The organism is Stutzerimonas stutzeri, from assembly GCF_024448895.1.
Taxonomy (GTDB): Bacteria; Pseudomonadota; Gammaproteobacteria; order Pseudomonadales; family Pseudomonadaceae; genus Stutzerimonas; species Stutzerimonas stutzeri_Q.
Genome location: NZ_JAMOIC010000001.1, coordinates 94,173 through 115,576, shown reverse-complemented (window position 1 = coordinate 115,576; position 21,404 = coordinate 94,173). Strand labels below are relative to the sequence as shown.

The window sequence follows — 21,404 nt, the reverse complement described above, 5'->3', positions numbered from 1 at the left end:
TGCTTGGAATCATCATGGCCCCCCACGCAGGGCCCGCATCACTATAGTGAGATAAATCACAAAGTCAATTTGAGCGAGCCGCCAGTCGTAGAGGGGTTTTTGGGGTGAATTAGCAACACAGAAGGGGCTATTTACGCCAATTGCAAACCGAGGCGCCATCCGCCTTTAGTGGCACTTCACCACATTGTCATTAGCGACCTAACTGTTTATACTCGGCGACCGACCGGCAGGGGCCTTACAGGCAGTTTCCTGTGGGTTGTCACTCGTGGGTGGCGGGTACCACTGCGTGCTCATCCCAACAACTTTGCCCTGCGTTTTCGGGGCTCTCAAGTGTGATAAAAAGCCGTGAAAAGCCAACGACCTGTAAACCTAGATCTTAGGACAATAAAACTTCCAATCACTGCTTACACCTCAATCCTTCATCGCATCTCTGGCGTGATTCTGTTTGTTGGTGTTGCCATTCTGCTGCTTGCGCTTGATGTCTCGCTGTCTTCTGCTGAAGGTTTCGAAGAGGTCAAGGCATACATTGGCAGTCCATTGGCGAAGCTCGTGGTATGGGGGCTCTTGTCTGCGCTGCTGTATCACCTCGTGGCCGGTGTGCGTCACCTGGTCATGGACACCGGGCATGGCGAGACGCTTGAAGGCGGCAAGCTTGGCTCGAAAATCGTTCTGGCCTTGTCGGTCGTGCTGATCGTTCTGGCGGGAGTATGGATATGGTAACCAACGTCACGAACTTTTCTCGTTCGGGTCTCTATGACTGGATGGCGCAGCGTGTTTCGGCCGTGGTTCTTGCGGCTTATTTTCTCTTCCTGATCGGATACCTGATCGTCAACCCGGGGCTTGATTACGCTCAGTGGCACGGGCTGTTCTCGACTAACTGGATGCGCATCTTCAGCCTGCTGGCGCTCGTTGCGCTTAGTGTCCATGCATGGGTTGGTATGTGGACAATTTCCACTGACTACCTGACCAATATGGCCATTGGTAAGTGGGCGACCAGCGTGCGTTTTTTGTTCCAGGCAGTGTGTGGCATCGCCATGTTCACATTCTTTGTCTGGGGCGTGCAGATTCTTTGGGGTATCTGATCCATGGCTAGCATTCGTACTCTTTCTTATGACGCCATCATCATCGGTGGCGGCGGCGCAGGTATGCGCGCTGCACTGCAGTTGGCCCAGGGTGGTCACAAAACTGCGGTAGTGACCAAGGTTTTCCCGACTCGCTCGCATACGGTATCTGCTCAGGGTGGTATTACCTGCGCTATTGCTTCGGCGGACCCGAATGACGATTGGCGCTGGCACATGTATGACACCGTAAAGGGGTCTGACTACATTGGTGACCAAGATGCCATCGAGTACATGTGCTCCGTGGGACCAGAGGCAGTTTTCGAGCTAGAGCACATGGGGCTGCCATTTTCGAGGACCGAGCAGGGTCGCATCTATCAGCGCCCGTTTGGTGGTCAGTCCAAGGATTACGGTAAGGGCGGTCAGGCTGCTCGTACCTGTGCTGCTGCTGACCGTACCGGTCATGCGTTGCTGCACACGCTATATCAGGCCAACCTGAAGGCTGGTACCTCTTTCCTCAATGAGTGGTACGGTGTGGATCTGGTGAAGAACCAGGATGGCGTCATCGTTGGCATCATCGCCATCTGCATTGAGAATGGCGAAACTGTCTATATCCGCTCCAAAGCCGTTGTGCTTGCAACAGGTGGTGCCGGCCGTATCTATGCGTCGACGACTAACGCGCTGATCAATACCGGTGATGGTATCGGCATGGCACTTCGTGCCGGTGTGCCGGTGCAGGACATCGAGATGTGGCAGTTCCACCCGACTGGTATTGCAGGCGCTGGTGTTCTCGTGACCGAAGGTTGCCGTGGTGAAGGCGGTTATCTGATCAACAAGCACGGTGAGCGTTTCATGGAACGCTACGCACCGAATGCTAAAGATCTTGCGGGTCGCGACGTGGTTGCACGTTCGATGGTCAAGGAAATCCTGGCCGGCAACGGTTGCGGCCCGGATGGTGATCACGTGATGTTGAAGCTCGATCACCTTGGCGAGGAAGTGCTGCATAGCCGCCTGCCAGGTATCTGCGAGTTGTCGAAAACCTTTGCGCACGTTGACCCTGTTACTGCTCCAGTTCCTGTTGTTCCAACCTGCCACTACATGATGGGCGGGGTTGCTACCAACATTCACGGTCAGGCGATGACCCAGGATGCGAACGGTAACGACAAGATCATCGAGGGGCTGTTTGCCGTTGGCGAAGTGGCATGCGTTTCGGTGCATGGTGCCAACCGTCTCGGTGGGAACTCGCTGCTTGACCTTGTCGTATTCGGTCGCGCTGCAGGTCTGCACCTGGAGAAAGCGCTGAAGGAAGGTATCGAGCATCGCGGTGCGACCGAGACCGACCTGGATGTGGCCCTTGGCCGACTGGCTAGCCTCAACGAGCGTACGTCTGGTGAAGACGTGGCAACGTTGCGTAAAGAGCTGCAAAGCTGCATGCAGAACTACTTCGGTGTATTCCGTACCGGCGAATACATGCAGAAAGGTATTGCTCAGCTTGCTGATTTGCGTCAGCGCATTGCGAACGTCAATATCTCGGACAAGAGTCAGGCGTTCAATACGGCTCGGATCGAGGCGTTGGAACTCCAGAACCTACTTGAGGTGGCCGAAGCTACTGCGATCGCTGCCGAAAATCGTAAAGAGTCCCGTGGCGCGCATGCTCGTGAAGACTTCGAGGAGCGCGACGATGAAAACTGGCTGTGCCACACCCTGTATTTCCCAGGCGAGAAGCGCGTTGCCAAGCGTGCCGTGAACTTCTCTCCGAAGACAGTACCGACTTTCGAACCCAAGGTCCGGACTTACTGAGGTCGCCGTTATGTTGCAAGTGAGTGTTTATCGCTACAACCCGGATAAAGACGAAAAGCCCTACATGCAGGATTTCCAGGTCAACACCGACGGGAAAGATCTGATGGTGCTGGACGTACTGGCCCTGATCAAAGAGCAGGACGAGGGCTTTTCCTACCGACGCTCTTGCCGTGAGGGAGTCTGCGGCTCCGATGGCATGAATCTGAATGGAAAGAACGGGCTAGCTTGCATCACGCCGTTGTCATCGGTAGTAACTGGAAACAAGCTCGTGGTTCGCCCGCTGCCTGGATTGCCAGTTATCCGTGACTTGGCCGTCGATATGAGCATCTTCTACAAGCAGTACGAGAAGGTTCGCCCATATCTCATGAACGATACGCCGGCTCCGGCGATCGAACGTCTGCAAAGTCCGGAAGATCGGGAAAAGCTCGACGGTCTTTATGAGTGCATCCTGTGCGCCTGCTGCTCGACCAGCTGCCCGTCGTTCTGGTGGAACCCAGACAAGTTTCTTGGTCCTGCTGCGTTGCTTCAGGCCTACCGTTTCCTGGCCGATAGCCGCGATACAGAAACTGAGAACCGTCTGTCTGCACTCGATGACCCATTCAGCGTGTTTCGCTGCCGGGGCATCATGAACTGCGTAAGTGTTTGCCCGAAGGGGTTGAACCCGACCAAAGCGATTGGTCATGTGCGGAACATGTTGCTACAGAGCGCAACCTGACGTGCCATTAGGTGCTGCGGTCGATTGACCGTGGCCCGTTTAAGTTTTACCGCGACACCTGCGGCGCCGGAGTTTTACTCGGCGCCGTAGTCTTAGTAGGAATCCCGGCTTACAAGGCTTGGATTCACTCTGAAATTTTGAAGACCAGCAGGAGCATCCGGGGTGGTTCTCGGAAACTATCTGCGCGGTCCGTAGTGGCTTTACCTGGGTCGCTGCTTCAGAACTTGGGAAGTCATGCTGCGGTCTCCACGCTGGTGGTGTCTCCTTATCGAAGGTGACCAGACATGCAAGAAAGCGTAATGCAGCGCATGTGGGACAGTGCCCACCTATCCGGTGGTAACGCTGCCTATGTGGAAGAGCTCTATGAGCTCTACCTGCACGATCCCAACGCTGTGCCCGAAGAGTGGCGCACCTACTTCCAGAAGCTGCCCGTCAGTGGCAGTTCTGCGGCCGATGTTTCGCATTCGACGATCCGCGATCACTTCGTGTTGCTGGCGAAAAATCAGCGCCGTGCTCAGCCTGTTTCCGCAGGTAGTGTCAGTAGCGAGCATGAGAAGAAGCAGGTCGAAGTGCTACGTCTGATCCAAGCGTATCGGATGAGGGGGCATCAAGCCGCTCAGCTCGATCCCCTGGGGTTGCAGCAGCGACCAGCGCCTGCTGATCTCTCGATCAACAACTATGGCTTGACCAATGCGGACCTCGATACGGTTTTCCGTACGGGCGACCTCGCCATGGGCAAAGATCAGGCTACGTTGCGAGAGATCCACGACGCACTGCAAGAGACTTACTGCCGCACCATTGGGGCGGAATTCACGCACATCGTGGATTCGGATCAGCGCAACTGGTTCATCCAGCGTCTGGAAAGTGTTCGTGGGCGTCCTGCATTTTCTCCGGAAATCAAAAGCCACCTATTGGAGCGGCTTACTGCAGCAGAAGGCCTCGAGAAGTACCTGGGCACTAAATACCCTGGTACCAAGCGCTTTGGACTTGAGGGCGGCGAGAGCCTGATTCCGTTGCTAGACGAGATCATTCAGCGCTCTGGCTCTTACGGCACCAAGGAAATCGTGATTGGTATGGCCCACCGTGGCCGTCTGAACGTTCTGGTCAATACCTTCGGCAAGAACCCACGTGATCTTTTCGACGAGTTCGAAGGTAAGAAGGTCGAAGGGCTAAGTTCAGGTGACGTGAAATATCACCAGGGCTTTTCCTCGAACGTCATGACCCCAGGCGGCGAGATTCACCTGGCGATGGCGTTCAACCCGTCTCACCTCGAGATCGTTTCCCCTGTTGTTGAAGGTTCAGTTCGGGCTCGTCAGGATCGCCGCTCCGATGCTGTCGGCGACAAGGTACTGCCTGTCACCATTCACGGTGATGCGGCTGTAGCGGGTCAGGGTGTGGTCATGGAAACGTTCCAGATGTCCCAGACCCGTGCCTATCGCACAGGCGGCACTATCCGGGTCGTGATCAACAACCAGGTCGGCTTCACTACCAACAAGCAGGAAGATGCGCGCTCTACCGAGTACGCAACCGACGTTGCGAAAATGATTCAGGCGCCGATCTTCCACGTGAACGCGGACGATCCTGAAGCAGTTCTTTTCGTTACCCAGCTGGCCGTCGATTACCGCATGCAGTTCAAGCGCGACATCGTGATCGACCTGATTTGCTACCGCCGTCGTGGTCATAACGAGGCGGACGAGCCAAGCGGCACTCAGCCGTTGATGTATCAGAAGATCGCCAAGCAGCGCACGACTCGCGAGCTCTACGCAGACGCTCTAACTCAATCCAGCGTGCTGGACAACGACAGCGTTCAGGCCAAGGTCGATGAGTACCGAACGGCCTTGGACAATGGTCTGCACGTCGTTAAAAGCCTGGTCAAAGAGCCTAATAAAGAGCTATTTGTTGACTGGCGCCCTTACCTGGGGCACGCCTGGACAGCTCGTTACGACACGCGCTTTGAACTCAAGGCGCTGCAGGAACTGTCCAACAAGATGTTGGTTGTTCCAGAAGGCTTCGTCGTTCAGCGTCAGGTCGCCAAGATTCTAGAGGACCGTCAGAAGATGGGCGCCGGGGCGCTTGCCATCAACTGGGGTTACGCGGAAACCCTGGCCTACGCAACCCTGTTGTTCGAAGGTCATCCGGTACGTATCAGTGGTCAGGATGTCGGTCGAGGTACTTTCTCGCACCGCCACGCTGCGCTGCACAACCAGAAGGACGGAAGCCCCTATATCCCGTTGCAGCACCTGTATGAAGGGCAACCACGTTTCGATCTCTACGACTCCTTCCTATCTGAAGAAGCGGTGCTGGCGTTCGAATATGGCTATGCCACGACGATGCCGAATGCGCTGGTCGTCTGGGAAGCCCAGTTCGGCGACTTTGCCAACGGTGCTCAGGTTGTTATCGACCAGTTCATCACCAGTGGCGAGCATAAGTGGGGCCGTCTATGTGGTCTGACGATGCTGTTGCCGCATGGTTATGAAGGGCAGGGTCCAGAGCACTCGTCAGCGCGTCTTGAGCGCTACCTGCAATTGTGTGCCGAGCACAACATTCAGGTCTGCGTACCCACCACGCCCGCTCAGGTCTATCACATGCTCCGTCGGCAGGCGATTCGCCCGCTGCGTAAGCCATTGGTAGCCCTGACGCCAAAGTCGTTGTTGCGCCACAAGCTGGCTACGTCCACGCTCGAGGAACTGACTCAGGGTTCTTTCCTGACCGTGATTCCAGAAATTGATCAGATCGAGCCGAGCAAGGTCGAACGCGTGATCATGTGTAGCGGCAAGGTTTATTACGATCTGCTGGACAAGCGCCGCAACGAAGGTCGTGAAGATATTGCAATCGTTCGGCTGGAACAGCTGTACCCGTTCCCGGAAGACGATCTTGCAGAAGTTCTCGCGCCCTACCAGAACCTCAAGAGTATCGTTTGGTGTCAGGAAGAGCCGATGAACCAGGGAGCCTGGTACTGCAGTCAGCATCACATGCGTCGCGTTGCTGTTGCGCACAAGAAGGAGCTGTTCCTGCAATACGCGGGTCGTGAAGCCTCTGCTGCGCCAGCTGTTGGTTACGCCTCCATGCACGCCGAACAGCAGGAAAAACTGCTGCAGGACGCCTTCACCATTTAATCATTCTTGCAAGAGGCCGCGATCACCGCGGCCTCGGTGTAAAACACGAATCAATAGGACTCCAGCTAATGGCTATCGAGATCAAAGCCCCCCAATTTCCGGAATCGGTTGCTGACGGCACCGTTGCCACCTGGCACAAGCAGCCAGGCGATGCAGTCAAGCGCGATGAGCTGATTGTTGACATCGAAACCGACAAGGTCGTGATGGAAGTACTGGCCGAGGCCGACGGTGTACTGACCGAGATCGTCAAGAACGAAGGTGACACGGTGCTCAGTGGTGAGCTGCTGGGCAAGCTGGACGCAGGTGCTACGGCTTCTTCCTCGCCAACGCCAGCAGCGGCTCCGGCTCAGTCCGCGGCGCCGGCAACTGCTTCAGCTCCGGCCGCTGGCGGAGACGATGCGATTCTTGCTCCGGCCGCTCGCAAGCTCGCCGAAGAGAATGGCATCGACCCGAACAGCGTCAAAGGCACTGGTAAAGACGGCCGTGTGACCAAGGAAGATCTGGTCGCTGCCATCGAAGCCAAGAAGTCTGCCCCGGCTGCTTCCAAGCCGGCCTCCAGCGCTGCAGCTGCCCCTGTATCTGCTGCCGGTGATCGCACTGAGAAGCGCGTTCCAATGACTCGCCTGCGCGCCAAGGTTGCTGAGCGTCTGGTTGAAGCGCAGTCGAGTATGGCGATGCTGACTACCTTCAACGAAGTGGACATGACCGAAGTCATGGCCCTGCGTTCGAAGTACAAGGATCTGTTCGAGAAGACTCACAATGGCGTGCGTCTGGGCTTCATGTCCTTCTTCGTCAAGGCTGCTGTCGAAGCGCTTAAGCGCTTCCCGGCAGTCAATGCCTCGATCGATGGCACTGACATCGTTTACCACGGTTATCAGGACATCGGTGTAGCCGTTTCCAGTGATCGTGGTTTGGTTGTACCTGTGCTGCGCAATGCCGAGCTCATGAGCCTGGCAGAAGTCGAAAATGGTATCGCAACCTTCGGCAAGAAGGCCCGCGACGGCAAGCTGTCTATCGATGAGATGACTGGCGGCACGTTCACCATCACCAACGGCGGTACGTTCGGTTCGATGATGTCGACTCCGATCGTCAATCCGCCGCAAGCTGCCATTCTTGGCATGCACAACATCCTGCAGCGTCCGATGGCGGTGAATGGTCAGGTTGTCATCCGTCCGATGATGTACCTCGCGTTGTCCTACGACCACCGCTTGATCGATGGTAAGGAAGCAGTCAGCTTCCTGGTGACCATCAAGAACCTGCTGGAAGATCCGGCTCGTCTGTTGCTGGACATCTAACAAGCGTCACGGGCTGCAGTTGGCAGGCTAGGCAATCGCCGGGCCTGCTGTCTGTGGCCTTTGATTTTTTAGCTGCACTCAAGAGGATTCGTTATGAGCCAGAAATTCGACGTCGTCGTGATTGGTGCCGGCCCCGGCGGCTATGTCGCGGCAATCCGTGCTGCGCAACTGGGTCTGAAGACCGCCTGTATCGAAAAATATCAGGGCAAGGAAGGCAAAACTGCACTTGGCGGTACCTGCCTGAACGTCGGTTGCATTCCGTCCAAGGCGTTGCTGGATAGCTCCTACAAGTTCCACGAAGCTCACGAGAGCTTCAAGGTTCACGGAATCAGCACGGGCGGAGTGGCCATGGACGTTCCGACCATGGTGGCCCGTAAGGACCAGATCGTTAAGAACCTCACCGGTGGCGTTGCCGGCCTTCTGAAGGCAAACGGAGTAACCGTATTCGAAGGCCATGGCAAGCTGCTTAGCGGCAAGCAGGTCGAGGTTACAGGTCTTGACGGCAACACTCAGGTTCTGGGTGCTGAAAACGTGATTCTGGCGTCCGGCTCCAAGCCCGTCGACATTCCCCCTGCGCCGGTCGATCAGAACATCATCGTCGACTCCACTGGCGCGCTGGACTTCCAGAGCGTCCCGGCCAAGCTGGGCGTGATCGGTGCCGGCGTGATCGGCCTAGAGCTGGGCTCCGTTTGGGCGCGCCTTGGCGCAGAAGTGACCGTTCTCGAAGCCATGGACAAGTTCCTGCCGGCTGCCGATGACCAGATATCTAAAGAAGCCTTTAAGGTCCTGAGCAAGCAGGGTCTGAATATCCTGCTAGGTGCGCGCGTTACCGGCTCTCAGATCAATGGTGACCAAGTTACTGTCAACTTCACCAACGCCGAAGGTGAGCAGCAGCAGACTTTCGACAAGCTGATCGTTGCGGTCGGCCGTCGCCCCGTTACGACTGAACTGCTAGCTGCTGATGCCGGTGTGGATATGGACGAACGCGGCTTTATCTTCGTTGACGACTATTGCGCAACCAGCGTCCCTGGCGTGTATGCCATCGGTGACGTGGTACGTGGAGCGATGCTTGCGCACAAAGCCTCGGAAGAGGGCGTCATGGTTGCCGAGCGTATCGCCGGTCACAAGTCGCAGATGAACTACGACCTGGTTCCTTCGGTCATCTATACCCATCCGGAAATAGCTTGGGTCGGTAAGACCGAGCAGGCTTTGAAAGGTGAGGGCGTCGAGATCAACGTCGGTACGTTCCCGTTTGCGGCCAGTGGTCGTGCCATGGCTGCCAATGACACCGCTGGTCTGGTCAAGGTGATTGCTGATGCCAAGACTGATCGCGTTCTTGGTGTGCACGTGATGGGTCCGGCTGCAGCCGAACTGGTTCAGCAGGGCGCGATCGGCATGGAGTTCGGTACCAGCGCCGAAGACCTCGGCATGATGGTGTTCTCGCATCCGACCATGTCCGAAGCGTTGCACGAAGCTGCCCTGGCGGTGAATGGTCATGCCATTCACATCGCCAACCGCAAGAAGCGCTGATAGCGCTGTAGCAAGCGGCGCCTGCGCCTGGCTCTCATCAGGGCTGCGCAGGCCGCCGAATACCTTCCTGCAAGGTATGACAGGTCTCTGAAAGGTATTTTCGATAGTTTTCAGCGACTTGAGGTGACGTCGCGAGTCGCGGCGTCTGATGCACATCAAACCGAACGGTAGCTAAGATGAATCTTCACGAATATCAGGGTAAGCAACTGTTTGCCGAATACGGATTGCCGGTTTCCAAAGGCTATGCGGTTGATAGCCCTAAAGAAGCGGCAGAAGCATGCGACAGAATCGGTGGCACCGAGTGGGTTGTTAAGGCTCAGGTACATGCCGGCGGTCGCGGCAAGGCCGGTGGCGTCAAGCTGGTACGCAGCAAAGATGAAGCCCGCGCATTCGCTGAACAGTGGCTGGACAAGCGTTTGGTGACCTACCAGACCGACGCCAACGGCCAGCCTGTCAGCCGGATTCTCGTCGAAGCCTGCACAGACATCGAGAAAGAGCTTTACCTCGGCGCGGTGGTTGATCGCGCGACCCGCCGCGTGGTGTTCATGGCGTCCACCGAAGGTGGCGTAGACATCGAGAAGGTCGCTCACGACACGCCAGAAAAGATCCTCAAAGCGACCATCGATCCTCTAGTCGGTGCTCAGCCGTTCCAGGGCCGTGAGCTTGCCTTCAAGCTTGGCCTGAAGGGCGATCAGGTAAAGCAATTCGTACATATCTTCGTCGGTCTGGCGAAGCTGTTCGTGGATTACGATCTCGCCCTGCTTGAAGTCAACCCGCTGGTCATCAAGAAGGACGGCAATCTGCATTGCCTGGATGCCAAGCTGAACATCGACAGCAATGCCATCTATCGCCAGCCCAAGCTGCGCGGGATGCAGGATCCATCTCAGGACGATCCTCGCGAGGCGCATGCTGCCAAGTGGGAACTCAACTACGTGGCACTCGACGGAAACATCGGTTGCATGGTGAATGGTGCAGGTCTGGCGATGGGTACGATGGACATCGTCAATCTGCACGGCGGCAAGCCAGCGAACTTCCTGGATGTTGGCGGTGGTGCGACTGAAGAACGTGTGACCGAAGCCTTCAAGATCATCCTCTCGGATGAAAACGTGGCAGCCGTTCTGGTCAATATCTTCGGCGGCATCGTTCGTTGCGACATGATTGCCGAGGGCATCATCGGCGCTGTGAAGGAAGTGGGCGTGAAGGTCCCGGTAGTCGTTCGCCTCGAAGGCAACAACGCAGAACTCGGCGCCAAGATGTTGGGTGAAAGTGGTCTGAACATCATCGGTGCGACCAGCCTGACCGATGCGGCCATTCAAGTCGTCAAAGCCGCGGAGGGCAAGTAATGAGCGTCCTGATCAATAAAGACACCAAGGTCATCTGCCAGGGCTTCACCGGCTCGCAAGGCACTTTCCACTCGGAACAGGCCATCGAGTACGGCACCAAGATGGTCGGTGGCGTGACCCCGGGTAAAGGCGGCACCACTCACCTTGGTCTGCCCGTGTTCAACACGGTCAAGGAAGCGGTTGAAGCAACTGGCGCTGATGCCTCGGTGATCTACGTCCCGGCACCATTCTGCAAGGATTCGATCCTGGAAGCGGTATTCGGTGGCATCAAGCTGATCGTCTGCATCACCGAAGGCATCCCGACGCTGGACATGCTGGAAGTGAAGATCAAGTGTGACGAGATGGGCGTCCGCCTTATCGGCCCTAACTGCCCTGGCGTGATCACTCCCGGCGAATGCAAGATCGGTATTCAGCCTGGCCACATCCACATGCCTGGCAAGGTTGGTATCGTGTCCCGCTCAGGCACACTGACCTATGAAGCCGTCAAGCAGACCACTGATGCCGGTTTCGGCCAGTCCACTTGTGTCGGTATCGGTGGGGACCCGATCCCAGGATCGACTTTCATCGACATCCTCAAGCTGTTCCAGGAGGATCCGCAGACCGAAGCGATCGTCATGATCGGTGAGATCGGTGGTTCAGCCGAAGAAGAGGCTGCCGCCTACATCAAGGCCAATGTCACCAAGCCGGTGGTTTCCTATATCGCTGGTGTGACCGCTCCGGCTGGTAAGCGTATGGGCCACGCGGGCGCGATCATCTCCGGTGGTAAGGGCACGGCTGACGAGAAGTTCGCTGCGCTCCAGGATGCCGGTGTGAAAACCGTTCGTTCATTGGCCGATATCGGCAAGGCTCTCGCCGAAGTAACTGGCTGGGCACCCAAGCAGGGCTAACCTGCCCGCCGTTGCACCACGATGCCAGTCAGGCTCCCTGACTGGCATTTTTGTGTGCGGTCGTTACATAGCGGGAAGGCTGCAAATGCTTTCCCGCCTTTGGCATCGTCCCCTCGCGCTCGCTCTAGCGCGCGATTTCCATTAAGGTGCGTGGTTTTTCTCAACTGGCCGGAACCTATGTTCTTGGCAGTTTGCAGAAATACAGCTAGGTGCGTTCGTCGTACCGGAACCCTCCTGCACTGGTGATAAACCGATGACAAGATTGAAAGGCCTCGATCTGCTGGCCCTCGGATTCATGACATTTGCGCTTTTTCTGGGCGCAGGAAACATCATCTTTCCACCAAGCGCCGGTATGGCGGCAGGGCAGTCCATCTGGTTCGCTGCGGCCGGCTTTCTGCTCACGGGAGTCGGACTGCCGTTGTTAACGGTAGTGGCACTGGCTCGTGTTGGTGGCGGCATGGATCGACTCACCGCACCACTGGGGCGTGGTGCCGGTACGGTACTGGCCGTGGCTGTTTATCTGGCGATCGGCCCGCTCTTCGCAACACCCAGGACTGCGGTCGTCTCGTTCGAGATGGGCGTTGCTCCTTTCACGGGCAACTCGGGCATACCGTTGTTCGTTTACACCGTCCTGTTTTTTATCGCGACTCTGTTTCTCGTGGTGAATCCGGGACAGCTGGTTGATCGAGTCGGCAAATTCATTACGCCCGTGCTCTTGGCAGCCTTGCTGGTTTTGGGTGGTGCCGCGATCTTCGCTCCAGCAGGCGATATAGGCACCACCGCAGACAGCTACCGCAACGGGCCATTGCTCAAGGGCTTTCTGGAAGGCTATCTGACCATGGATACGCTTGGGGCGCTGGTGTTCGGCATCGTCATCGCGACCGCCATCCGTGATCGCGGTGTTTCGGATCCGGCCCTGGTTACTCGCTATTCGATGATCGCGGGTGCCATTGCGGCGGCGGGTCTCTCGCTTGTTTATCTGGCGCTTTTCTACCTGGGCGCAACCAGCCAGGGCATTGCCGGAGAGGCGCAAAATGGTGTGCAAATTCTGACCACCTACGTGCAGCACACCTTTGGTACCACCGGCAGCCTTTTGCTCGCCGTGGTAATCACTCTCGCATGTCTTACTACCGCAGTCGGTCTTACCACTGCGTGTGGTGAGTTCTTCAGTGGATTGCTTCCGGTCAGCTATCGAACGGTAGTGATCGTCTTCACGCTGTTCAGCCTGGCGGTTGCAAATCAGGGGCTCACCCAGCTCATCAGTGTGTCGGTGCCAGTGTTGGTCGGTCTCTACCCTCTGGCAATCATGCTGGTTGCTCTGAGCCTGCTTGACCGCTGCTGGATATCGCCGGGTCGCGTTTTCGTGCCGGTGATGGTGGTAACGCTGATTTTCGGCGTCGCCGATGGTCTCTCTGCTGCCGGTCTGACCGACTGGGTACCCAGCTTTTTCACAGCGCTTCCACTGGCTGCACAAAGCATGGGCTGGCTGGCGCCTGTGCTGGTTACATTGTTCATTGCAGTGATCGTCGATCGAATTCTAGGCGCTACTCACACGCGCAGTTCCACGAGCGCCACTTGACGTTCGCGATGGGCTGAAGCCAACTCGTACAAAAACGCGCCAGTGTTCAGGAGTGCTTCATGTTCATTCCGAGTCATCTGCTACCGCACCTGATTGCCGTTGTCTGGTTCATTCTGTGCTGGGTCGGATACACCCGATATGCCGGCTGGCGCGGAAGGGATACAGCTTGCCTGGCCAGCGTGTTGCACCTTTACCGCCAGGATTGGATGCGGCGGATGTTGCTGCGTGACAACCGGATCGCTGACGCCAATGTGATCGGTAATCTGGAGCGCAACGCTGCTTTTTTTGCCTCCAGCACTCTGATTATTCTGGCCGGCATTCTCACGGCGCTCGGTGCTTCGGATCGTGCAGTTTCGCTGCTGGCAGACCTGCCGTTCGCGCAGCCGGTCAGCCGGGGACTTTCCGAGATCAAGCTGCTCGCGTTGGGCGTTGTTTTCGTCTACGCATTCTTCACCTTCAGCTGGTGCATGCGGCAGTACAACTTCGCGGCGGTGCTGATTGCCTCCGCGCCCATGGCCGGGGAACGGAACGTTAGCGATCAGGAGCGCAAGTCCTTCTCCGAGCGCGCTGCTCGGGTCATTTCCATGGCAGCCAACCAGTTCAATTTTGGACTGCGCGCTTACTACTTCGGCATGGCGACCCTTGCCTGGTTCATCCATCCGTGGTTCTTCATGGGTGTTACCACCCTGGTGGTACTTATCCTCTATCGACGCGAGTTTCATTCGGACGTCCTTGAAGTCATGGTGTTTACGCCAACCTTGCCTGTCGATCCTCCGAAGGAGTAGGGCGTCGCTTCAGCTACGTTTAAACTGCCCGGCTTGGTTCGATTCGAGAATTCGCATGAGCGATAGTCTGATTCTGGAGCGCACTCAGCGCTTCCTTTCAATGTTGCGTCATTGTCAGGTCCTCGGCATGAGTGTCGAGCGCGCCAATGCCCAAGGGCTTACCTTGCGGCTCCCCTATAGCGAGAAGATAGTCAGTGATCCCGACAGTGGGCTGGTCCACGGCGGCGCAATCACGACGCTTATGGATACGACCTGCGGTATCTCGACGGCTTGTGCGCTGCCCGAGCTCGAGATATGCCCAACACTGGACCTGCGGATCGATTACATGCATTCAGCGGAGCCTAATCACGATGTGTTCGGCTTTGCCGAATGCTATCGGGTCACGCCCACCGTGATATTCACGCGTGGTGTGGCATACCAGCGCGATATCAACGAGCCAATCGCACATGTGGTCGGCGCTTTCATGCGTATGGGCAAGAGCACGGTGGAGAAAGAGCCGGAGGAGCGTCGATGAGTGTTTTGGATCTGGACGCAATGGTCAGGGATGCGCATGCCAGCAATAACTACGATGTGCTTTTACAGACCGTCCCCTACGCCAGACTCATCGGTATCGAGTGTTTACGGCTGGGTGATGACATGGTTTTTCGGCTGCCGAAGAACCAGGACAACATTGGAAATCCCACGCTGCCTGCCATCCACGGAGGAGTGATCGCAGGTTTCATGGAGCACGCTGCCATGCTCCATCTGTTGATGTTCATGGGGGCGCCACATTTGCCCAAAATCATCGACTTCTCGATAGATTATCTCCGGGCAGGTCTCTATCGTGACACCTTCGCTGCCTGCCAGGTCTGGCGCCAGGGGCGCCGTGTAGCCAACGTTTCGATTACGGCCTGGCAAACGAATCAGGCCGAGCCCATCGCCACTGCCCGTTGCCACTTCAAGGTCAACGAGCCCTGATACGTCTGGCGGCAGCCACTTGTAGCTGTCTTGAAGGTGTTGAATGGATGCGTTGCTGATACTGGGCGGGCTGCTTCTGATCGTCGCGGGCTTCGTCTGGTTGATCGTTCTGGCGTTTGGAACGAGTTTGTTATGGGGCGTTGGAAGCCTGCTGCCGCCAGTGGCCTTGCTATATATCGTCCGACACTGGGCTAGAGCCCGTAAAGCAATTGGTCTGTCAGCGTTGGGATTCATTCCGCTAGTCGTCGGCCTCACATTGCTCGCCAGCCATGATCCCGAGCGACTCGAGGCAATCGCCAGCCTCGATTGGCTTGAACCGGACAGTCCGATGCACACCAGTCGCCTGGCGATCCGTCTGAACGGTCAGCTTGATGGTCGGCCGTTCAGTCCACAGATCGGTAAGTTCGCTGACGGCATGCTTACCCTGAGTGACGGAGATGAGCTTTTCGCGCAGCAGGCAGTGAACGTTCGCCTCGGCTCGGTGCGGCCTGGCGGCGTCCAAGTCGATGTGCTTCCACAAGACCTTAATCCTCCACATGAAATCGAAATCAGCTGGATGCGTCCAGAGCAGCAGCTGCCTGAAGCGCGCCTGATACAGAGTGGCTACACGCTGCATCTCAATCTCCAACCGGTGCCGCCAAACAAGCTGGCTGGGGATTTCCATTTAGTCTTGCCAGCTCATTACAAAACCAGCCTGAGTGGCCACATCGAGGTGTTCACTGATGAGCTGCGCTACCGCGCTGGCCAGGTGGATCTTAACCACGACTCGGCGGACACCCTGAAGTATCTGGCCCGCGATCACCTGCAGCGTCGTTTCGGAACGCGTGACGTGGTTGTCGGCTCAGTGTCGCCGGTCAACTTTTCGAAGCCCGCTAAAACACTCTCTGTTCAAGCCGAGGTGAATGGAGCGCCTGGGCAGTTTGAGCTGAACATCGGCAAGAACTACAAGGGCTGGGCGGTTGACGACGATAATTACCCGCCGCTTCCCGTTGAACACGGAATCAAACCCAAGGTTGCGGTGACCTTGACCGAGCCTGAATCTGTGAGCTCGACGTCGCCTGGCGTTGATCGTCGCCTGCGTTTTTCGATCGATCGCCTCCAGCGCAATCCCTCGCACTACGAGCACTTGTTGATGCGCGCGCACACCGAGCGCGGAGGCGTCGCTGAAGGGCGGTTTGTTGGCATCGATCGGGAAGGGAACGTAGCGATCCGGCAAATGCTCAAGGGGCCAGGGGAGGCCATCTACAACCTCGCACCGAACGATATCGTCTTGCTGGAGCTCCTTGAACCCTAGCAGGATGGCGGATTTAACGACTGTTAATGAGCGTCCCGCGCCGACGTGCGCACTTGAATTCCGAAGCCCAGCCCCCATCTGCTTGTCATCCCCGCGAATGCGGTCCGTGCCATTGACGATGTGGAGTTTGCAAGACGATGAGTGTGGAGACTCAAAACAAAGAAACCCTGGGCTTCCAGACCGAAGTGAAGCAGCTGCTTCACCTGATGATCCATTCCCTGTACTCGAACAAGGAGATATTTCTCCGCGAGCTGATATCCAACGCATCGGACGCGGCTGATAAGCTTCGTTTCGAGGCGCTGGCCAAGCCGGATTTGCTCGAAGGTGGCGCTGACCTGAAGATCCGTGTCAGCTTCGACAAAGATGCTCGTACCGTGACCCTTGAGGACAACGGCATTGGCATGAACCGTGGGGATGTCATCGCTCATCTCGGCACCATCGCCAAGTCCGGTACTGCAGACTTCATGAAGCACCTGACCGGTGATCAGAAGAAGGATTCACACCTGATTGGCCAGTTCGGCGTGGGCTTCTACTCGGCCTTCATCGTTGCCGACCAGGTCGAGGTCTTCAGCCGTCGAGCCGGTACCTCGTCCGAGGAAGGTGTGTATTGGTCCTCGAAGGGCGAGGGCGAATTCGAAGTTGCCAACATCGACAAGCCAGAACGCGGCACGCGCATCGTTCTTCACCTCAAGTCGGGTGAGGAAGAGTTCGCCGATGGTTGGCGTCTGCGGAGCATCATTAAAAAGTATTCCGACCATATAGCGCTGCCAATCGAATTGCCGAAAGAGTTTCATGGTGAGGAGAAAGACAAGCCGGCCGAGCCTGAGTGGGAAACCGTCAACCGTGCCAGTGCGCTCTGGACCCGTCCCCGTACCGAGGTCAAGGACGAGGAATACCAGGAGTTCTACAAGCACGTTGGCCACGATTTCGAAAACCCGTTGGCCTGGAGTCATAACAAGGTCGAGGGCAAGCTCGAGTACACCTCGCTGCTCTTCGTGCCTGGCCGTGCACCCTTCGATCTGTACCAGCGTGAGGCGCCGAAGGGGCTGAAGCTCTACGTTCAGCGCGTATTCATCATGGATCAGGCTGACGAATTCCTGCCGCTATACCTGCGCTTCATCAAAGGTGTCATCGACTCCAATGACTTGTCGCTTAACGTCTCCCGCGAGATTCTGCAGAAGGATCCCGTCATCGACTCGATGAAGTCAGCGCTCACCAAGCGTGTTCTGGACATGCTCGACAAACTGGCCAAGGACAAGCCGGACGACTACAAGAACTTCTGGAAGCAGTTTGGTCAGGTGCTCAAAGAAGGCCCGGCGGAAGATTTTGCCAATAAGGAAAAGATCGCAGGTCTGCTGCGTTTCGCATCGACTCAGGATGCTTCGGGCGAGCAGAGCGTGTCGCTGGCCGACTACCTGAGCCGGGTCAAGGAAGGTCAGGACAAAGTCTACTTCCTTACTGGCGAGTCCTACGCCCAGGTCAAGAATAGCCCGCACCTGGAAGTGTTCCGCAAGAAAGGCATCGAAGTACTGCTGCTGACGGACCGTATTGATGAGTGGCTGATGAGCTACCTCACCGAGTTCGATGGCAAGCAGTTCGTCGACGTGGCCCGCGGCGATCTCGATCTCGGCAAGCTGGACTCGGAAGAGGATAAAAAGGCTCAGGAAGAAATCGCCAAGGCTAAGGAAGGTCTGGTAGAGCGGCTGAAGACCGCGCTGGGCGATGAGGTTGCGGAGGTGCGTGTATCGCATCGTCTGACCGATTCCCCGGCCATTCTCGCGATTGGCGAGCAGGACCTTGGCCTGCAAATGCGCCAGATTCTCGAAGCCAGCGGACAAAAAGTGCCTGAATCGAAGCCGATATTCGAAATCAATCCGGCGCACCCCTTGATCGAAAAGCTCGACGGCGAGCCGGACGAAGATCGCTTTGCGGATCTCTCGCATATCCTCTTCGACCAGGCTGCACTGGCCGCCGGGGACAGCTTGAAAGATCCCGCTGCATATGTGCAACGCCTCAACAAGCTGCTGGTGGAGCTGTCGGCGTAAGTCGCAGCGTTACGAAAAAGGCCCGTCAGTGACGGGCCTTTTTCATTGGCTGGACTGATTCGATCATTCGAAAGGCGGGTGCGATCCATCGAGCGAAACGAACCAATGAACCGCATGGTGGCGAAGCGGTCTATCCGCTTGGCTGTTAGGAGGTCATTTGTTGTTTAACTTAAGAAACTGTCTAGCGGCGTTCTGTCTCGTCGCTTCGATCGCACCTGTTCACGCACGCGACTATCACTACAGCGACGCTCACCTGCATTTCGTTGATTTCTTCCAGGAAAGCGACGGTATGAGCCGGCTGCTCAAAGCCATGGACGCTGGCAAAATCGATCATGTGATGATCAGCGGGATTCCCGTCGCCAAGAAATGGCATGAGAACGAACCAAAGCGGCCGCGTTATTACGCGGGCGACGACGCGCCCGTTTATTGGTACAGCGCGACCGATGTAGTGGTTGCTGCCGCACTGAAGAAACTGGACGAGCAACACCGGCACAGATTTCACCCTTTTCTGTCCGGCTTCAACCCTAACGATAAGAACGCCGACGCGCATATCCGCCGAATGCTGGATATGGACCCGGGCCTTTGGCAGGGCCTAGGCGAGATATTCACGCGTCATGATGACGTTACCGCGCTGACTGAAGGCGACACGCCACGCGCCAACAACGAAGCGCTGACACGCGTCTATCATCTTGCAGCGGAATACGACCTGCCGGTCATGTTGCATTCCAATATCACGTCAAAGCGCGAGCGCAATCCGCTTTATCTCAGCGAGTTTGAGGAGGCCTTACGCAACCATCCGCATACCCGTTTCATCTGGGCACATGCGGGGACGAGCATGGAGCTACATCGTCATCAGGAAAAGCTGGAGTTCCTCCTCCCCACCGTCAAGCGACTGCTGGATGATTACCCGAATCTATATATCGATCTTTCCTGGACCATGCTTCGACCCTATCTTCTCGATGATTCGGACGTGCCGGTTCCCGAGTGGGTCTCGTTAATCGAAAAACACCCGACACGGTTCATGATCGGCTCTGATGTGGTAGGGCGGTTCGAAGGGCTTGGGGATGGCATGCGGGCTTTCGATCCGTTTTTGGACGCATTGCCCGAGGCAGTGGCAAGAAAGGTTGCGCGGGATAACTTTCTCTCGATTTTGCCAAAGAAGTCGATCAAGCAAACCAGTCAGGATTGATGGCCTAATAGTGGCCTGATTTGGCCGAACGACCATCTGTCGAAACCCTTGTGGTTTCGCCGGTTTTTCCGGGTTCTACCTATCAAGGTTCTACTGTCCTGTTCCGATAGATACACGGTCATCGCTGCGGCTTGCAGCGCAACCATGGAGCAGGAATTCCCATGTCGATTCGCAACTTGAATGTGTCCGTCCGTTCCGCCATCGGCTTCGGCCTGATCGGCGTCATCGTCCTTGTGCTTGGACTCTTCTCCCTCAATCAGATGTCGGAGATGCGCAAGGAGTCCAGTGAGGTCGATCAGAACTGGTTACCGAGCATCATCAGCCTGGCTGATCTCAACGCGGCAATGCTCCGTATTCGAGCGCTGACCATGCGTTCGATGCTTGTTGAGGGCGACGCCCTCGTTGCGACCAAACAATCGCTGAACAAGCTCGTGGAGGAGATAGGTTCGCTCAACGCTGCGTATGAAAAGCGCATTTCCGTTGCAGAGGAAAAGGCGGCGTATGAGCGACTCATTGCTGCGCAACGTGATTATTTTTCCGAGCAGAAAAAGGTCGTCGACTTCGTCTCCAATGGTTCGAAGCAGCAGGCGATCGAGCTCATGGGAGGTGCGATCAACAGTCACGCGGATGCTATGACACGTGCCTTGCTAGATCTTCAGCGAATCAACAGCGACGAGGCCGGCAATGCGGCGGATCGTGCATTGGCTGTTTACGAGAATGCATTAGCCTGGGTGATCATTACCATCGTACTGGCCGCCATCACGACAATAATTCTTGCACTGGTATTTACCCGCAGCATCGTGCGGCCTCTGAACCAGGCGGTTGTCGTCGCTGAAACCGTAGCGGCCGGGGACCTGACCCAGACCTTTGTCGTAGAAGGCCGCGATGAACCTGCCCGCTTGCTGGCAGCGCTAAAGGTGATGCAGACGAACCTGCGCAACACCATCCAGGGCATCGCCGACTCATCCAACCAGCTCGCTTCCGCTGCGGAAGAGTTGAACGCAGTGACCGAGGATTCGACCCGCGGTCTGCATCAACAGAACCATGAGATCGAACAGGCGGCGACGGCGGTGAACGAGATGACTGCGGCCGTGGACGAGGTTGCCCGTAACGCGGTGGCCACTTCGGAAGCTTCGCGCGAATCGGACGCCACAGCGCAGCATGGTCGTCAGCAAGTGATCAAGACCGTGGAGTCAATCGGACTACTGGCTGGCGACGTGACGACAACAGCCACGCAGGTCGAGCAGCTTGCAGGGCAGGTTCGCGACATCAGCAAAGTGCTGGATGTGATCCGCTCGATTGCTGAGCAGACCAACCTGCTCGCTTTGAATGCTGCGATCGAGGCAGCCCGTGCGGGTGACGCCGGCCGCGGATTCGCAGTGGTAGCTGACGAGGTGAGGGCGCTGGCGCATCGTACCCAGCAGTCGACGCAAGAAATCGAGCAGATGATTGGTGATGTGCATCAGGGCACCGACAAGGCCGTTCTGGCCATGCAGACCAGCAACGAGCGCGCCCGCGCTACGCTTGATGTGGCTAAAACTGCAGGTGAAGCACTGGATGACATTGCGCGCGCGATCAGCCAGATCAGTGAGCGCAACCTGGTGATTGCCAGCGCCTCGGAAGAGCAGGCTCAGGTGGCACGGGAGGTCGATCGCAATCTGATCAACATTCGGGACTTGTCACTGCAGTCCTCCGCGGGTGCCAATCAGACCAGCGCAGCGAGCCAGGAGCTAGCGTCATTGGCGATAAACCTCAATGGGTTGGTAGCGCGGTTTCGCATCTGATCCAGTCCGCGATGCCTCGCCAGGGGC

At 56.8% G+C, this 21,404-nt stretch carries 17 protein-coding genes; all 17 read left to right on the top strand.

Translation table 11 applies throughout. The annotated features are described in order from the left end of the window. Positions 1–345: 345 nt before the first annotated feature. The 17 genes from sdhC (at position 346) to NA619_RS00460 (ending at position 21,377) form a co-directional block, all read left to right on the top strand. Complete coding sequence (gene sdhC, locus NA619_RS00540) at positions 346–720, top strand: succinate dehydrogenase, cytochrome b556 subunit (RefSeq protein WP_255958946.1); 375 nt, start codon at positions 346–348, stop codon at positions 718–720. Continuing rightward, entirely contained in the window at positions 714–1,082 is a 369-nt protein-coding gene (sdhD, locus tag NA619_RS00535; RefSeq protein ID WP_255958944.1) for a succinate dehydrogenase, hydrophobic membrane anchor protein, read from the top strand. The genes sdhC and sdhD overlap by 7 nt, the downstream gene beginning before the upstream one ends. Positions 1,083–1,085: 3 nt before the next feature. After that, on the top strand, positions 1,086–2,858 hold the full coding sequence (gene sdhA, locus NA619_RS00530) for a succinate dehydrogenase flavoprotein subunit (RefSeq protein WP_255958942.1): 1,773 nt from the start codon (positions 1,086–1,088) through the stop codon (positions 2,856–2,858). A 10-nt stretch (positions 2,859–2,868) separates the two neighbouring features. Continuing rightward, positions 2,869–3,573, top strand: a complete 705-nt coding sequence (locus tag NA619_RS00525) for a succinate dehydrogenase iron-sulfur subunit (RefSeq protein WP_122164063.1) — start codon at positions 2,869–2,871, stop codon at positions 3,571–3,573. A gap of 284 nt (positions 3,574–3,857) precedes the next feature. Beyond that, positions 3,858–6,689 carry a 2-oxoglutarate dehydrogenase E1 component gene (locus NA619_RS00520; RefSeq protein WP_255958940.1) on the top strand — a complete coding sequence of 944 codons (2,832 nt, stop codon included), beginning with the start codon at positions 3,858–3,860 and terminating at the stop codon, positions 6,687–6,689. 68 nt (positions 6,690–6,757) lie between these two features. Further along, the gene (gene odhB / locus NA619_RS00515; RefSeq protein WP_255958938.1) at positions 6,758–7,984 is read left to right on the top strand and encodes a 2-oxoglutarate dehydrogenase complex dihydrolipoyllysine-residue succinyltransferase; all 1,227 of its coding nucleotides are present in this window, start codon (positions 6,758–6,760) and stop codon (positions 7,982–7,984) included. A 93-nt stretch (positions 7,985–8,077) separates the two neighbouring features. After that, the gene (gene lpdA, locus NA619_RS00510; RefSeq protein ID WP_255958937.1) at positions 8,078–9,514 is read left to right on the top strand and encodes a dihydrolipoyl dehydrogenase; all 1,437 of its coding nucleotides are present in this window, start codon (positions 8,078–8,080) and stop codon (positions 9,512–9,514) included. Positions 9,515–9,690: 176 nt separating this feature from the next. Then, complete coding sequence (sucC, locus tag NA619_RS00505) at positions 9,691–10,857, top strand: ADP-forming succinate--CoA ligase subunit beta (protein WP_122164059.1); 1,167 nt, start codon at positions 9,691–9,693, stop codon at positions 10,855–10,857. Then, positions 10,857–11,744, top strand: coding sequence for a succinate--CoA ligase subunit alpha (gene sucD / locus NA619_RS00500; protein WP_122164058.1), 888 nt, complete (start codon positions 10,857–10,859; stop codon positions 11,742–11,744). The genes sucC and sucD overlap by 1 nt, the downstream gene beginning before the upstream one ends. Positions 11,745–11,997: 253 nt before the next feature. After that, positions 11,998–13,323: a branched-chain amino acid transport system II carrier protein gene (gene brnQ / locus NA619_RS00495; protein ID WP_255958935.1), complete on the top strand. Its 1,326-nt coding sequence runs from the start codon at positions 11,998–12,000 to the stop codon at positions 13,321–13,323. Positions 13,324–13,382: 59 nt separating this feature from the next. Next, positions 13,383–14,108 (top strand): DUF599 domain-containing protein, encoded by a 726-nt coding sequence (locus NA619_RS00490; RefSeq protein ID WP_255958934.1) that lies wholly within the window; start codon positions 13,383–13,385, stop codon positions 14,106–14,108. A 55-nt stretch (positions 14,109–14,163) separates the two neighbouring features. After that, positions 14,164–14,622: a PaaI family thioesterase gene (locus NA619_RS00485; RefSeq protein WP_255958933.1), complete on the top strand. Its 459-nt coding sequence runs from the start codon at positions 14,164–14,166 to the stop codon at positions 14,620–14,622. After that, complete coding sequence (locus NA619_RS00480; RefSeq protein WP_255958932.1) at positions 14,619–15,065, top strand: PaaI family thioesterase; 447 nt, start codon at positions 14,619–14,621, stop codon at positions 15,063–15,065. Before NA619_RS00485 ends, NA619_RS00480 begins: the two co-directional genes overlap by 4 nt. Positions 15,066–15,108: 43 nt before the next feature. After that, positions 15,109–16,359 carry an MFS transporter gene (locus NA619_RS00475; RefSeq protein ID WP_255958931.1) on the top strand — a complete coding sequence of 417 codons (1,251 nt, stop codon included), beginning with the start codon at positions 15,109–15,111 and terminating at the stop codon, positions 16,357–16,359. Positions 16,360–16,496: 137 nt separating this feature from the next. Continuing rightward, a complete protein-coding gene (gene htpG / locus NA619_RS00470) occupies positions 16,497–18,404 on the top strand; it encodes a molecular chaperone HtpG (RefSeq protein ID WP_255958929.1) in 1,908 nt (635 codons plus the stop codon). A gap of 160 nt (positions 18,405–18,564) precedes the next feature. Then, positions 18,565–19,593, top strand: coding sequence for an amidohydrolase family protein (locus NA619_RS00465; protein WP_423836783.1), 1,029 nt, complete (start codon positions 18,565–18,567; stop codon positions 19,591–19,593). A 161-nt stretch (positions 19,594–19,754) separates the two neighbouring features. Next, positions 19,755–21,377, top strand: a complete 1,623-nt coding sequence (locus NA619_RS00460) for a methyl-accepting chemotaxis protein (protein WP_255958927.1) — start codon at positions 19,755–19,757, stop codon at positions 21,375–21,377. Positions 21,378–21,404 lie beyond the last annotated feature (27 nt).